Annotated in this window: 13 protein-coding genes and 1 riboswitch; of the genes, 4 read left to right on the plus strand and 9 right to left on the minus strand. The window is 61.3% G+C overall.

The features are described from left to right. Positions 1-79: 79 nt before the first annotated feature. On the minus strand, positions 80-586 hold the full coding sequence (locus H9Q75_RS03305) for an SLOG family protein (protein ID WP_186564709.1): 507 nt from the start codon (positions 584-586) through the stop codon (positions 80-82). A 146-nt stretch (positions 587-732) separates the two neighbouring features. Continuing rightward, a riboswitch (FMN riboswitch) is annotated at positions 733-876 on the plus strand. 91 nt (positions 877-967) lie between these two features. Between H9Q75_RS03305 and H9Q75_RS03310 the strand changes: the two genes are divergently transcribed. The 4 genes from H9Q75_RS03310 to dinB all read left to right on the plus strand — a co-directional run bounded on the left by H9Q75_RS03310 (position 968) and on the right by dinB (position 4,472). Beyond that, the gene (locus H9Q75_RS03310) at positions 968-1,588 is read left to right on the plus strand and encodes an ECF transporter S component (protein ID WP_186564710.1); all 621 of its coding nucleotides are present in this window, start codon (positions 968-970) and stop codon (positions 1,586-1,588) included. Between the two features lie 116 nt (positions 1,589-1,704). Continuing rightward, positions 1,705-2,043, plus strand: coding sequence for a PadR family transcriptional regulator (locus H9Q75_RS03315; protein ID WP_186564711.1), 339 nt, complete (start codon positions 1,705-1,707; stop codon positions 2,041-2,043). Next, positions 2,016-3,209, plus strand: a complete 1,194-nt coding sequence (locus H9Q75_RS03320; protein WP_186564712.1) for a DUF2812 domain-containing protein — start codon at positions 2,016-2,018, stop codon at positions 3,207-3,209. The genes H9Q75_RS03315 and H9Q75_RS03320 overlap by 28 nt, the downstream gene beginning before the upstream one ends. Before the next feature lie 33 nt (positions 3,210-3,242). Continuing rightward, positions 3,243-4,472 carry a DNA polymerase IV gene (dinB, locus tag H9Q75_RS03325; protein WP_186564713.1) on the plus strand — a complete coding sequence of 410 codons (1,230 nt, stop codon included), beginning with the start codon at positions 3,243-3,245 and terminating at the stop codon, positions 4,470-4,472. Between the two features lie 40 nt (positions 4,473-4,512). Here dinB and argF read toward each other — a convergent pair whose 3' ends face one another. The 8 genes from argF to H9Q75_RS03365 form a co-directional block, all read right to left on the minus strand. Beyond that, the gene (gene argF / locus H9Q75_RS03330; RefSeq protein WP_186564714.1) at positions 4,513-5,436 is read right to left on the minus strand and encodes an ornithine carbamoyltransferase; all 924 of its coding nucleotides are present in this window, start codon (positions 5,434-5,436) and stop codon (positions 4,513-4,515) included. 12 nt (positions 5,437-5,448) lie between these two features. Then, positions 5,449-6,627, minus strand: a complete 1,179-nt coding sequence (locus tag H9Q75_RS03335) for an acetylornithine/succinylornithine family transaminase (RefSeq protein WP_186564715.1) — start codon at positions 6,625-6,627, stop codon at positions 5,449-5,451. A 12-nt stretch (positions 6,628-6,639) separates the two neighbouring features. Continuing rightward, a complete protein-coding gene (gene argB, locus H9Q75_RS03340; protein ID WP_186564716.1) occupies positions 6,640-7,494 on the minus strand; it encodes an acetylglutamate kinase in 855 nt (284 codons plus the stop codon). 12 nt (positions 7,495-7,506) lie between these two features. Beyond that, a complete protein-coding gene (gene argJ, locus H9Q75_RS03345) occupies positions 7,507-8,724 on the minus strand; it encodes a bifunctional glutamate N-acetyltransferase/amino-acid acetyltransferase ArgJ (RefSeq protein ID WP_186564717.1) in 1,218 nt (405 codons plus the stop codon). A 16-nt stretch (positions 8,725-8,740) separates the two neighbouring features. Further along, positions 8,741-9,682: an N-acetyl-gamma-glutamyl-phosphate reductase gene (gene argC, locus H9Q75_RS03350; RefSeq protein ID WP_186564718.1), complete on the minus strand. Its 942-nt coding sequence runs from the start codon at positions 9,680-9,682 to the stop codon at positions 8,741-8,743. After that, complete coding sequence (argH, locus tag H9Q75_RS03355) at positions 9,682-11,061, minus strand: argininosuccinate lyase (protein ID WP_186564719.1); 1,380 nt, start codon at positions 11,059-11,061, stop codon at positions 9,682-9,684. Before argH ends, argC begins: the two co-directional genes overlap by 1 nt. A gap of 149 nt (positions 11,062-11,210) precedes the next feature. Next, positions 11,211-12,425 carry an argininosuccinate synthase gene (locus tag H9Q75_RS03360; protein ID WP_186564720.1) on the minus strand — a complete coding sequence of 405 codons (1,215 nt, stop codon included), beginning with the start codon at positions 12,423-12,425 and terminating at the stop codon, positions 11,211-11,213. Between the two features lie 156 nt (positions 12,426-12,581). Then, positions 12,582-13,688 carry a hypothetical protein gene (locus H9Q75_RS03365; protein ID WP_186564721.1) on the minus strand — a complete coding sequence of 369 codons (1,107 nt, stop codon included), beginning with the start codon at positions 13,686-13,688 and terminating at the stop codon, positions 12,582-12,584. Between the last annotated feature and the right edge of the window lie 11 nt (positions 13,689-13,699).

Raw genomic sequence — 13,699 nt, forward strand, 5'->3', positions numbered from 1 at the left:
ACTTGTCAATAGTATTTTTGCATTTGCAGAAAATAAAAAGGAATGGTGGGAGCCGCAATATGCGTCTCCCACCATTCCTTCATGCCTCTCCCAAATCCAGAGTGACAATCTCCAGGCCCTTCTTCATCGCGTAGGTCAGGGTATACATCGTGCCCCCCAGCATCCCGTCATAGACGGCAATCATCATGGCGGAGCGATCCACCATATAGCGATTGCGCCGGAGCATGCACCCCTTGTCAAAATGCCGCTGCACCATGGTCTCATAGTCGCAGCGCTCCACCAGGGTAAAATAACGCTCCCGGTCCCGCTCGGACCAGCGGGCCGCCTGCTCCTCGCAGGGAATCACCGCTTCCAGCGTCACACCGGGCCGGTTTTCCCGCAGGGCCAGGACCGCTTCACAGAAATAGAAGTCCGCCCCTCTGGCCATGCCGCACATAAAATGCCTCATGCCCTTTTCATAGGCCTTCTCCACTTCCTGCGCCAGCCGCGCCTTCAACTCCAGGCATCGGGGATCGTCCTCATTGTTTCGCCAGGGCAGCTTCTCCGGCCGGTGGCCGGTAAAGCTGCAGGTGCGCTGTATCTCCATGGGTAAATCCCTCACTTATTTTTTCTCTTCTGCTATTCTAGTATATCCCTTTTCACAAGTCAACGATTATCGAACATTTGTTTTTTAAAATAGGGCTTGCAATTTTTCTCTAACCGAGTATAATAGAAAGCGGAACAACTGAATGAAGATGTCTTCAGGGCAGGGTGAAAATCCCGATCGGCGGTATAGTCCGCGACTTCCCTTTTGCAGGGAACTGACCCGGTGAAACTCCGGGACCGACAGTGACGCGCAGAACAGCGGGCGCGAAGTCTGGATGAAAGAAGATGTGTTAAATCAATTTGCACGCTCCTTTTTTGAGTTTAACACCTGAAGGGCATTGAGCTTTCAGGGTGTTACCATCAAAAAGAGGAGTTGTTTTTTATGTCTGCGAAATCTGCCCGCATCAAAAAGCTGGCCGTCATGGCAATGCTGGTGGCCCTGTCCATTGTCCTGGTCTCCCTGGTTCACTTCCCGATTTTCGCGCCCGTGGCCTTCCTGGAGTATGACCCCGCGGATATTCCCATTCTCATCGGCACCTTTGCCTACGGCCCCCTTGCCGGCATCGTGCTGACGGTGGTGGCAAGCCTGATCCAGGGCCTCACAGTTAGCGCGCAAAGCGGTGTGATGGGGATTGCCATGCACATCTTCGCCACCTCCACCCTGGTATTGGTGGCCGGTTTTATCTACAAATTCCATCACACCCGCCGGGGCGCTGTGCTTGCCCTGGTATGCGGCACCCTGGCCATGACCGGGGCCATGCTGATGTTCAACCACTTCCTGACCCCCTACTTTATCACCCCGGATGTGGCTGACACCGCTGCCGTGGCCGCGAACCGGGCCTATGTGGATACCCTTCTCTTCCCCTTTATCGCCCCCTTTAACCTGATCAAGGCCGGCGTCAACTCCGTGGTTACCTTCCTGGTCTATAAGGTGGTCTCCAAATATCTGGTGCACGGGGACGCCTTCTCCGCCTCCCCCAAAAAGGCCAAGTCTGAAATCTGAGCCTCCCCCATCTCCCGACAGGCTTCTGCCGGGAGATGTTTTTTCTTGACAATATCGTGGCTCGATATTATAATTGTGCCATGCAATATCGAAGCACGATATTAAGGGGTGAGGTTATGGGACGCAAAATGCTGGAAACCCTGACCGAGTCCATGCTCTATGTGCTCATGGCCCTGCTGCGGGAGGAGCGCTGCGGCACAGAGATCGCGGACTTTGTCAGTGCCAAAACCGGCGGCCGGGTGCGGCTGGGGCCGGGGACCCTGTACACCATTCTGGCCAAATTTCAGGAGGAGGCCCTGATTCAGGAGACCGCTGTGGAGGGCCGCAGGCGCACCTATGCCCTGACCCAGGCGGGCCGGGCACGATACTGGGACGAGGTGGCGCGGCTGCGCGCCTGCATCGCGGATGCGGAGGAGGAGGAGCGGCTATGGAAACCGGTGCCGTGCGCAGACTGAGCTTCATTGACCCGGTGGACCTGGACCACTTTGAGGGCTATCTGGACCATATGGCCCGGAAGGGGCTGTTTTTCCACCGCTTCGGCCCCACGTTCACCACCTTCCGCCGGGGGACTCCGGCGCCCATGCGCTACCGGCTGGAGCCCTATGGCAACCTGTGGCGCCGGGAGAGTCAGAATTACTGCCGGGAGCTGGGTTGGACCAGCCTGGGGCGGGTGGGCAAATATTTTGAGCTCTACTGCAATCCGGACCCCACGGCTCCGGAGTTACACACCGATCCGGTGGTGCGGGCCTACAGCCTGGATGCGACCGCCCGCATTCTCAAGCGCTATTGCGCGGTGCTGCTGATTCTTACCCTGGTATTCCTGGCCGTTGTGCTGCTCCCCTATCTGTTTTTCCATTGGCCGGTGCTCACGCTGGTGGAGAGCCCTCTGGCCGGGAACCTGCTCCCCGCGATTATGGAGCTCATCTCTCTGAGCCTGTCCATCCGGGCCTACGCCGCCTTTTTCCGGTTTTGCAGGCGGCTGCGCAGGGGCAAGGAGCCCCATCCCGAGGGCAGCTGGCGGCGCTCTGCCCGGCTGTATCTGGGGATCCTGCTCACCTCCGTCGCCCTGACCGCAGTCTGTATCGTCCAGCTCTGGGCGTTTGTGGCCCTGCCCTGGGAGGGGGAGATCGCGGGGCAGGAGCGGCCCTTTCCTCTGCTCTCCCTGGCGGAGCTGGAGCAGAGCGACACCCTGGAAGTCAGGCCCTCCCTGGATTTTCTCGGGGACGGCCTGGACCGGGACAATTATGTGCGTTTCTCCTGGTCTCCCTTGGCCCCGGAGCAGTATGAGACGGACCAGCATATGGCCCTGCCGGGTTCTGACAAGACCGTCTCCCTCTCCATGCGGTGGTACCGCCTCTCCCTCCCTTTCCTGGCCTCCCCGCTCCTGGAGGAGCTGGTGTACAGGTATACCGAATACAACTATTTTCCCGGTGAGTACACGGTCTCGGAGGCCGCCCTCCCTGGCTTTGACCGGGCGGTACTGGCTGTAGACAATGACTTCCCCGGGCAGAGGCTCTTCCTCCGTCGGGGAGGCACGGTGGCCTATCTGAGCTACTCCGGAGAGGCGGATCTGCTGGCGCGCCCCGAACTTTTAGAACATTTGTTTGACTTCCAGGATTAAATAGGGTATACTGAAGCAAAAGGGGGAACGGCCATGGAGCGGGTTATTTTTCACTGTGATCTGAACAGCTTTTACGCCTCGGTGGAGCTGCTCTCCCACCCGGAGCTGCTTGCCCAGCCGGTGGCGGTGTGCGGAGATCCGGAGAGCCGTCACGGCATCATCCTGGCTAAAAATGAGAGCGCCAAGGCCTTTGGCGTCAAGACCGCCGAGACAATCTGGCAGGCCCGGAAAAAATGTCCCCGCCTGGTGCTTCTCCCCGCCCATCACGACCAATACCGCCTCTATTCTCAAAAGGTCAACGCCATTTATGAGCGCTTCACCGATCTGGTGGAGCCCTTCTCCATCGACGAGAGCTGGCTGGATATGACCGGTACGCTCCATCTGTTCGGGAGCGACCCGGAGGCGGTTGCCGACCAGGTGCGCCGCGCCGTCCGGGAGGAGCTGGGCCTCACGGTGTCAGTAGGGGTGTCCTTCAACAAGGTCTTTGCCAAGATGGGCAGCGACTATAAAAAGCCGGACGCCACCACGGTCATCACCCGGGAAAACTACCGGGAGCTGCTCTGGCCCCTTCCGGTGACCGACCTGCTCTTTGTGGGGCAGGCGGCGCGGCGCGCCCTGGCGGAATACGGCATGCGCACCATCGGGGAGCTGGCCGCCTTTGACCGGGAGACTCTGGGCCGGCTGCTGGGCAAACAGGGGTATACCCTTCACGACTACGCCTCCGGCACCGAGTGCAGTCCGGTCATCCCCGCCCGGGATCTGCCGGGCCCCAAGTCCGTGGGCAACGGCTTTACCTTTCCCCGCAACCTGACCGGGTGGGAGGAGCTCCAGGCCGGGACCGCGGCCCTGGCCGATGAGGTGGCCGCCCGCCTGCGGCGGCACCGCCTCAAGTGCACCACAGTGCAGGTGACCATTCGGGACCCGAATTTTCGGGATATCTGCCGCCAGAAGCGGCTGGACGCCCCCACCCATGTCTCCCGGGACATCGCCGGGGCGTCCATGGGGCTCATCCGTGCCTCCTGGAGAGAGGGTGCGCCGGTGCGCGCCCTCACCATCACTGGGCAGAACCTGGTGGCGGAGGACCAGGCCGCCGAGCAGCTGGACCTCTTTGCCGCCGGGGCGGCCCCCCGGCGGGACAAGCTGGAGAAGCTGGAGCGCGCCATGGACGGTATCCGGGGGAAATTCGGCAGAGACGCCATCTCCATCGCCTCCACGGTGGAGGCCGCCGGGTCAGAGGAATCAAACGGGAGAGGGACGCCATAGCGTCCCTCTCCCGTTTTCAGAATCCGGATCGGAAGGCTCCTCAGGCCCTGTCCTCCCCCATGAGCAGGTACATGACCGCCTTCTGGGCGTGGAGGCGGTTCTCCGCCTCGTCGAAGATCTCGCCGGCGTGGGCCTCGAACACCTCGGCGGTGATCTCCTCCCCCCGGTGGGCGGGCAGGCAGTGCTGCACCATGCAGCCGGGGTGGGCCAGCGCCATGAGGGCGTCGTTCACCTGATAGCCCGCAAAGGCCTTCTCCCGCAGGGCCTTCTCCCCCTCCTGTCCCATGGATGCCCACACGTCGGTAAAGATCACGTCCGCGTCCACGGCGGCCTCCTGGGGCGTGCGCACCAGGGAAAATTTGGGCCCACTGACGGTCTTGGCAAAGTCCAGCACCTTCAGGTCCGGGTCGTACCCCTCGGGACAGGCCACGGACACATCCATGCCGCACTTCAGGCCGCCCACGATCAGGGAGTTGGCCATGTTGTTGCCGTCCCCGATGAAGCACAGCTTCAGCCCCTCCAGACGGGTCTTGTGCTCCCGAACGGTCATCAGGTCGGCCAGCACCTGGCAGGGGTGGGCAAAGTCGGTCAGGCCGTTGATGACCGGGATGGATGCGTACTTGGCCAGGGTCTCCACCTCCTCCTGGCCGAAGGTGCGGATCATGATGCCGTCACAGTAGCGGGAGAGCACCCGGGCGGTGTCCTCAATGGGCTCGCCCCGGCCGATCTGGCTCTCCTTGCCGGAGAGAAAGAGAGCGTGGCCCCCCAGCTGGTACATGCCCGTCTCAAAGGAGACGCGGGTGCGAGTAGAGTTCTTTTCAAAAATCATGGCCAGAGTCTTGCCCGCCAGGTAGTTGTGGGTCAGGCCGTGCTTCTGGTTGTACTTCATCTGGTCGGCCACATTGAGAATCTTGGTAATGTCCTCCTTGGAAAGGTCCAGCAGCTTGAGCAGGTCTTTTTTCATCTTGCATCCTCCTTATGCCAGGGTGTGCCGCAGAATGGCAAGCCCTTTGTCGATCTCTTCCCGAGTGATGGTCAACGGGGGCAGCAGCCGCAGAGCCGGGCCCGCGGTGAGCACCAGCAGGCCGTTTTCAACGAGCTTGGCCGCCAGGGTTTTGTTGGTATAGCCTTCCCGGACCTCTACGCCGATCATCATGCCCAGCCCCCGGGTGCCGCCCAGGCAGGGCAGGTCCATGGACTCAATGGACTGGCGGATGTACGCGCCCTTTTCGCCCACCTGGGCCAGGGTTCCCTCGTCCAGAATGTCCAGCACCGCCAGGGCGGCGGCGGCGCACACCGGGTTGCCCCCGAAGGTGGTGGCGTGGGTGCCCGGGGTGAGCACGTCCCGGCACTTCTCGTTAGCCATCACGCCGCTCATGGGCAGACCCCCGGCGATGCCCTTGGCGAAGGACACCGCGTCCGGGATGATGCCATACTGCTGGAAGGCGAACAGGCTGCCTGTGCGGCCCACGCCGGTCTGCACCTCGTCCACCAGCAGCAGCCAGTCCCGCTCGGCGCACAGCACCGCCAGATCGTGGATAAATTCCTTCTCCATGGGCAGCACGCCGCCCTCCCCCTGGACCAGCTCCAGCATCACAGCGCACACGTCATGGCCCGCCACGTCCTGGACGCTGTCCATGCTCCCGGCCTCGGTATAGCGGAAGCCGTCGGTAAAGGGGAAAAAGTAGTTGTGAAACACATCCTGTCCGGTGGCGGCCAGGGTGGTGATGGTGCGGCCGTGGAAGGAATTGCGCAGGGTGATAATGGTCCCCCGGCCTTTGCCGTACTTGTCAAAGGAGTACTTCCGGGCCAGCTTGATCATACCCTCGTTGGCCTCGCCCCCGCCGTTGGCAAAAAACACATTGGACATACCGGATCGGGTACACAGCTGCTGGGCCAGCTGGATATAGGGCTGGGAGTAGAACAGGTTGGAGATGTGGCCCAGCTTGGCGGCCTGCTCCACAATGGCGGCCTGCCATTTGGGATTGCAATAGCCCACTGAACACACGCCGATGCCGGAGGAGAAGTCGATGTATTCCTTCCCCGCCAGATCGTACAGGGTGGCCCCGCTGCCATGGTCGATATCCACGTCGAACCGGCCATAGGTCTGCATGACATACTGCCGGTCCAGATCCTTGAGCGTCTTATGATCCATGTCGCCGCCTCCTTATTTCAGCATGGTGCCGATGCCCTCGTCGGAGAGCAGCTCGATCAAAATGGAATGGGGGATGCGCCCGTCCAGGATGATGGTGTTCTCCACCCCGGAGCGCACCGCCTCCACGCAGCAGTCCACCTTTGGGATCATGCCCCCCTTGATGACCCCGTCGTGGATCAGTCCAGGCACCTGGGAGAGCTCCACCACCGGCAGAAGGGTATTTTCGTCCTTGGGGTCCCGGAGCAGGCCGCGCACGTCGGTGAGCAGGATGAGCTTCTCCGCGTGGAGGGCCACCGCCAGCTTAGCTGCGGCGGTGTCCGCATTGATGTTGTAGGCCGTCTCCGCGTCCACCCCCTGGGCCACGGTGGACACCACGGGAATATAGCCGTTCTCCAGCGCGTCTTCCACCACCTGGGGCTCCACATGGGTGATCTCCCCCACCAGGCCGTACTTCTCGTCCAGCGCTTTGGCCTGGAAGAGCCCAGCGTCCATGCCGCACAGGCCCAGGGCCTTGCCCCCCATACGGTTGAGGGTGGACACCAAGTTCTTGTTCACCTTGCCGCAGAGCACCTGCTGCACCACGTCCATGGTCTCCCCGTCCGTGTAGCGCAGTCCGTCCACAAATCGGGATTCCTTGCCGATCTTCCCCAGCATATCGGTGATCTCTGGCCCGCCGCCGTGGACCACCACCACCCGGATTCCCACCAGGTGGAGCAGGATGATGTCTGAAATGACCGCGTGGCGCAGCTCCTCCGAAATCATGGCGTTTCCACCGTATTTCACCACCACGGTCTTGCCGTAGTACTTTTGAATATAGGGCAGGGCCTCGGCCAGGACCTGCGCCCGCTCCACATGGGAATAGGACATGTTCAGCACCTCTTACGTCCGGTAATCTCCGTTGATCTTTACATAGTCATAGGTCAGATCGCAGCCCCAGCAGGTGGCCTGCTGTTCCCCTTCGTTGAGGTTCACGTCAATGACAACCTCGTCCTGGGAGAGAATGCTCTTGGCCAGGGCCTCGTCAAAGTCCACGCCGGAGCCCTGACGACAGACCAGCACCTCCCCTACTTCGGAGGAGAACTTCACATCCACATATTCCGGGCGGAAGGGGGCCTTGGAATAGCCCATGGCGCACAGCACCCGGCCCCAGTTGGCGTCCGCGCCGAACATGGCCGCCTTTACCAGTGAGGAGCCCACCACCGACTTGGCCAGGCGCTCGGCGCTCTCCTCGCTGCGGGCGTGGTGGACCGTGCAGGTAATCAGCCGGCCGGCCCCCTCGCCGTCGGCGGCAATGGCGCGGGCCAGCTGCTCCAGCACAAAGTGGAGTGCCTTGGCAAAGACGGTATAGCCCTCGTCCTTCCACTCAAGGAGCTCGTTGCCCGCCATACCGTTGGCCAACACCACGCACATGTCGTTGGTGGAGGTATCTCCGTCCACGGTCACCCGGTTGAAGGTGCGGGGGACGATCTCGTGGAGGGCATCCTGGAGCAACTCGTGGGTGATAGCGCAGTCGGTGGTGACAAAGCAGAGCATGGTGCCCATGTTGGGGTGGATCATGCCCGAACCCTTGGCAATCGCGCCGATGGTCACGATCTTTCCCCCCAGGGTGCAGGTGACCGCCAGCTCCTTCTTCACGGTGTCGGTGGTCATAATGGCCCGGGCCGCGTCATCGGAGCCCTGCTCCGACAGCGCCGCCGCAGCCGCGGGCAGCCCCCGCTCAATGGCCGCCAGGTTCAGCTCCTGCCCGATCACGCCGGTGGAGGCCACCACAAAATCCCCCGGCTTCAGGCCCGTGGCCCGGGCGGCCAGAGCGCACATGGCCTCCGCGTGCTCATGGCTGTTGGGTGCACAGGCGTTGGCATTGCCGGAATTGGCCACAATGGCCTGGGCCTCGCCGTTCTCCAGGTGGTCCATGGTCACATACAGGGGGGCCGCTTTTACCCGGTTCATGGTGTAGACGGCGGCCGCCGTGCAGGCCTGCTGAGACACGATCAGGGCCAGGTCCTTCTTGTCGCTGTTGTTCTTTTTCACGCCGCAGTGGACGCCGGAAGCCCGGAATCCCTTCGGAGCGGTCACACCGCCGGATACCTGCTTCATCTCAATCCCTCCATTTTCACAGGTTCAGGCCCCGCGTGGGCTCAAACCCCAGCATCAGATTCATATTCTGCACCGCCGCGCCGGACGCGCCCTTTCCCAAGTTGTCAAAGCGGGCGGTGATAATGGTCTGCTCCTCGTGGCCATTGACGGTAAGCTCCAGCCGGTCGCTCCCGGCCAGAGTGTTAGCCGCCAGGAAGGTCTCCTCCTGCGCATAGGGAGCCACCGACACCAGCGTCTGCCCGGCGTAATAGCCGGCCAGGGCCTCACGCAGGTCCTCGGCCGAGGGCCGGCCCTTCAGGCAGCGGTTGTGGAGCAGGATGGTGGTGGCCATGCCCTTGTAGTAGTCATCCACGATGGGGCAGAACACCGGAGGCGTCTCCAGGCCGGCAATTTTCTGCATTTCAGGCAGATGCTTGTGCTTCAGCGTGGTCCCGTAGATACGAGGGCTGTATAGTTCTTCTCCTTTATCATCCGCCTCGTATTGGGCAATCATTTTTTTCCCCCCGCCGGAGTAGCCTGTGAGGGAGTAGCAGGTCAGCGGGTAATCTACAGGCAGGATTCCCAGGGAGACCAGCGGCGCCGCCGCTGCCAGAAAACCGGTGGCGTGACAGCCCGGATTGGCCAAAAAGCGTGCTGTTCCAATCGTTTGAGTGGGGTCCCTGTACAGCTCGGCAAAGCCGTATACCCACCCCTCCGCCGTGCGGTGGGCGGTGGAGGCATCTATGATCCGGGTGTGATCGTTCTCCAGCAGCCCCACCGCCTCCACTGCGGCGGCGTCGGGCAGGCAGAGGAACACAAGGTCAGCGGCGTTGATCAGGCGCTTCCGCTCTGTCAAGTCTTTCCGCTTGTCCTCTTCGATCAGCAGAAGTTCCAGGTCCTCCCGGCCGCCTAGGCGCTCATAAATCTGCAGGCCGGTGGTCCCCTCTTTGCCGTCAATATATATCTTTGGCTTTGCCATCAGCGATGCGCCTCCACAAATGCCTCGATATGGGCGATCTGGGTTTTGACGCTCTCCGCCGCCGGGCCGCCGTAGACCTTGCGGCCATTGACGCAGGTTTTGAGCTCCAGGGCCTGATACACATCCGCGTCAAACACATTGGACACGGAGCGGAAGTCCTTCAGCGGCAGCGTGTCCAGCGTCTCCCCGGTCTTGATGCACATGTTCACCAGCCGGCCCACGATCATATAGGCCTCCCGGAAGGGCATGCCCTTCTTTACAAGATAGTCGGCGCAGTCGGTGGCGTTGATAAAGCCGCCGGAGGCCGCCTTGCGCATGTTTCCCGCCCTGACGGTAAGGGTGTCCAGCATAGCGGTAAAGACCGGCAGGCACATCTCCACCGTGTCGATGGCGTCAAAGACGCACTCCTTGTCCTCCTGCATGTCCTTGTTATAGGCCAGGGGCAGCCCCTTCATCACCGTGAGCAGGGTGATGAGCGCGCCGTACACCCGTCCCGTCTTGCCCCGGACCAGCTCGGCCACGTCGGGATTTTTCTTCTGGGGCATGATGGAGGAGCCGGTGGAGTAGGCGTCGTCCAGCTCCACATATTTGAACTCCCAGGAGCACCAGAGGATAACCTCCTCGGAAAATCGGGACAGGTGCATCATGAGGATGGACAAGGCGGAGAGAAATTCAATTGCAAAGTCCCGGTCGGACACAGAATCCATGGAGTTGTCGGTGGGCCTGGCAAAGCCCAGGGCCTGGGCGGTGGCAAAGCGGTCCACCGGATAGGTGGAGGTGGCCAGGGCGCCCGCGCCCAGGGGGCACTCGTCCATACGCGCCAGGCAGTCCTCCAGGCGGGTCACATCCCGCTTGAACATGTTGGCGTAGGCCATCATATAGTGGCCGAAGGTGGTGGGCTGTGCCCGCTGGAGGTGGGTGTAGCCGGGCATAACGGTCTCCAGATGGGCCTTGGCCTTGCAGACCAGCACCTGCTCCAGGTCCAGCACCTGCCCGATGATCTTGGGAATCTCCTGCTTGACATAGAGTCGGAAGTCCACGGCCACCTGGTCGTTTCGGCTGCGGGCGGTGTGCAGGCGCTTGCCTGTGTCGCCGATGCGCTGGGTGAGCATGGTCTCAATGTTCATGTGGATGTCCTCGTTCTCCAGGGAGAACTCCGCCTTGTCCGCCTCAATATCCGCCAGAATGGCCTTGAGGCCGTCGATGATCTTTTCGGCCTCGTGCTCCTCAATGATGCCCTGCCGGCCCAGCATGGCCGCGTGGGCGATGGAGCCGGCGATATCCTCCCGGTACATCCGCGCATCAAAGGAGATGGAGGAATTAAAGTCGTTTACCAGGGTATCGGTCTCCTTCTGGAACCGTCCTGCCCAAAGTTTCATAGTATCACTCCTTACCGAAAAGGAAGGCGGCGGCCAGCTGCCGCCGCCTTCCTCAGCCTCGCAGAATTTGCCGCCCCGCGGCAAGGCAATTATAAAAAATGTGCGGAGCAGGACATGCGCCTACGGAGCACACCGCTGCCCTTGGCAGCTTAAAGCTTGCCCTGCTCCCGCAGCGCCTGTACCTTATCGGGCAGGCCCCACAGGTTGATGAAGCCCTGGGAGTCCTTCTGGTCGTAGTCGCTCTCCTCAAAGGTCACCAGATTCTCCGAGTACAGAGTGCAGGGGGAGGTGACGGAGGCGGTGATCATATTGCCCTTATACAGCTTCAGCTTCACAGTGCCGGTGACATACTTCTGGGTATCCACGGCAAAGGCGGTCAGGGCCTCCCGCAGGGGGGTGAACCACTTGCCGTTGTATACCAGGTCGGCAAAGTCCACCGCCAGCTTGCTCTTCATGTGCTTGGTGTCCTTGTCGATGGTGATCATCTCCAGCACCTCGTGGGCCCGGTAGAGGATGGTGCCGCCCGGGGTCTCGTACACGCCCCGGTCCTTCATGCCAACCAGCCGGTTCTCCACGATATCCAGCAGGCCGATGCCGTTGGCACCGCCCAACTCGTTGAGTTTGCGGATGATGTCGCTGGCCTTCATCTTCTCCCCGTTTACGGCCACAGGCCAGCCCTTCTCAAAGTCCAGAGTCACATAGGTGGCCTCGTCAGGAGCCTTGAAGGGGGAGACTCCCATCTCCAGGAAGCCGGGCTTGTCGTACTGGGGCTCATTGGCCGGGTCCTCCAGATCCAGGCCCTCATGACTCAGGTGCCACAGGTTCTTGTCCTTGGAGTAGTTGGTCTCCCGGGAGATCTTCAAAGGTACATTGTGGGCCTCGGCATAGTCAATCTCCTCGTCCCGGCCCTTGATATCCCACTCCCGCCAGGGGGCAATGATCTTCATCTCCGGGGCAAAGCGCTTGATGGCCAGCTCGAACCGGACCTGATCGTTGCCCTTGCCGGTACAGCCGTGGCAGATGGCGTCAGCCCCCTCGGCCTTGGCGATCTCCACCAGCCGCTTGGCAATGACGGGCCGGGCAAAGGCGGTGCCCAGCAGATAGTCCTCGTACTTGGCGCCCATCATCATAGAGGGGATGATTACTTCATCCACCATCTCGTCGGTCAGATCCTCGATGTACAGCTTGGAGGCCCCGGTCTTGATGGCCTTTTCCTCCAGGCCCTCCAGCTCGTCCGCCTGGCCCACGTTGCCGGATACGGCAATGATCTCGGGGTTGTTGTAGTTCTCCTTCAGCCAGGGGATAATGATAGAAGTATCCAGACCGCCGGAATAGGCGAGTACGACTTTTTTGATCTCAGACATCACGAAAGACCTCCGTTTGTTTTCTTGATGGAGGAATTGTACCACTTCTCTTTTTAAAGCGCAAGGGGCAATTCGCATAAATATGCGAATTGCCCCCGTTTTATCTGGTGCAACATCCCAATAATATTCATAATATTCAATTATTGATGAATATTATTACTCAATCGGATAAACCTGCCCGTCAATTACCACCGCGCTGACCTGCTCCAAATCCACCAGGCGGTTGAAGCAGCAGATCAGCTCCATCTCCGGTCGGGAGCCAAGGGCCAGAGCATATTCCGTATTCTGCAGATTCTTCCCGTCGTCCGACACCACATAGCGGGTCCCATCGGAATATTCCAGGGCTATATAGCACACCTCGTCAATGTCCCCCGCCTCCAGACGGATTCCAATCGGGGATACCCGCACACATGCCTCCCTTGTCTCCGGGTCACAGGCGGTCACCGCGGGCAGACTCTCAACGCCTGGAAGCTCCAGCAGGGCCACAAGACTTTTGTCCCGGTGTCCGAGGCCTTCCGCATTGCGCCGCAGGTCCAGGAACTTAATCCGCAGTCCATCCTCCGCATGCCAGCCACCCCCATCCGCCAGGGCCGCGGTCAGGCAGAGAGACTCCGCCGTACTGCGGCTCTGGTCAGCGTACATGCGCCAGCCCGCAGGGCGCCACTCTCCCTCTGTGCAGGTGCAAAACTGTATGGCCACGCCGCTCCCGTCGTACCAGACCTCCCCGTCTTCCGGGGCCACCTGAATCCCTTCCACACCGCCGGGCCGCTCCAGCCGATAGGAGATCCGGGCCGTACCTGTATGCTCGTCCAGCAGATAGCTCTCCACCGTGAGCGTGTAGTCCCCCACCTGCCAAATATACCCGGTCTCCGGCAGGTAATCCCCCACCTGCCCCAGGGCCTGCTCCCCGTCCAGCGGCACCCGCTCCTGATTGGGCAGGTTGAGTGTCATCCGGCCGTCTGCATCATAGCGGGTCTCCGCCTGAGTGGACGGCCGGCCTTGCTCTCCAAAGAGGGACTGCAGGGCCTGCCCCTGATCCGCCGTCCGTTCCCCCCGGACCACATGATAACCAGCCGCCGCGCCGACGCACAGAGCGGCCAGCACCGCCGCGGCCAGTAAAACCGTACGCACACGCCGCCCGGTCCACCCGTGCTTTTGCGGACACCGGACCGCTTGGGCACAGGCGCTTCTCAGCCGCTCCTCCACCACGGGAGGGAGGTCGAGCTCCTGCCCCAGGACCCGCCTCAAGTCAAACTCCGTCATTGTTTTCCTCC

This window comes from Lawsonibacter celer (genome assembly GCF_014281125.1).
Lineage (GTDB): Bacteria > Bacillota > Clostridia > Oscillospirales > Oscillospiraceae > Lawsonibacter_B > Lawsonibacter_B celer.

Bases quoted from the DNA above. Each gene is read 5' to 3' on its own strand.
- H9Q75_RS03315 (WP_186564711.1), top strand. From the start codon at position 1,705: ATGGGACGCAAAATGCTGGAAACCCTGACCGAGTCCATGCTCTATGTG.
- argJ (WP_186564717.1), bottom strand. From the start codon at position 8,724: ATGAAGCAGGTATCCGGCGGTGTGACCGCTCCGAAGGGATTCCGGGCT.
- H9Q75_RS03320 (WP_186564712.1), top strand. From the start codon at position 2,016: ATGGAAACCGGTGCCGTGCGCAGACTGAGCTTCATTGACCCGGTGGAC.
- argH (WP_186564719.1), bottom strand. From the start codon at position 11,061: ATGAAACTTTGGGCAGGACGGTTCCAGAAGGAGACCGATACCCTGGTA.
- H9Q75_RS03365 (WP_186564721.1), bottom strand. From the start codon at position 13,688: ATGACGGAGTTTGACTTGAGGCGGGTCCTGGGGCAGGAGCTCGACCTC.
- H9Q75_RS03305 (WP_186564709.1), bottom strand. From the start codon at position 586: ATGGAGATACAGCGCACCTGCAGCTTTACCGGCCACCGGCCGGAGAAG.
- argC (WP_186564718.1), bottom strand. From the start codon at position 9,682: ATGGCAAAGCCAAAGATATATATTGACGGCAAAGAGGGGACCACCGGC.
- H9Q75_RS03360 (WP_186564720.1), bottom strand. From the start codon at position 12,425: ATGTCTGAGATCAAAAAAGTCGTACTCGCCTATTCCGGCGGTCTGGAT.
- dinB (WP_186564713.1), top strand. From the start codon at position 3,243: ATGGAGCGGGTTATTTTTCACTGTGATCTGAACAGCTTTTACGCCTCG.
- argF (WP_186564714.1), bottom strand. From the start codon at position 5,436: ATGAAAAAAGACCTGCTCAAGCTGCTGGACCTTTCCAAGGAGGACATT.
- H9Q75_RS03310 (WP_186564710.1), top strand. From the start codon at position 968: ATGTCTGCGAAATCTGCCCGCATCAAAAAGCTGGCCGTCATGGCAATG.
- argB (WP_186564716.1), bottom strand. From the start codon at position 7,494: ATGTCCTATTCCCATGTGGAGCGGGCGCAGGTCCTGGCCGAGGCCCTG.
- H9Q75_RS03335 (WP_186564715.1), bottom strand. From the start codon at position 6,627: ATGGATCATAAGACGCTCAAGGATCTGGACCGGCAGTATGTCATGCAG.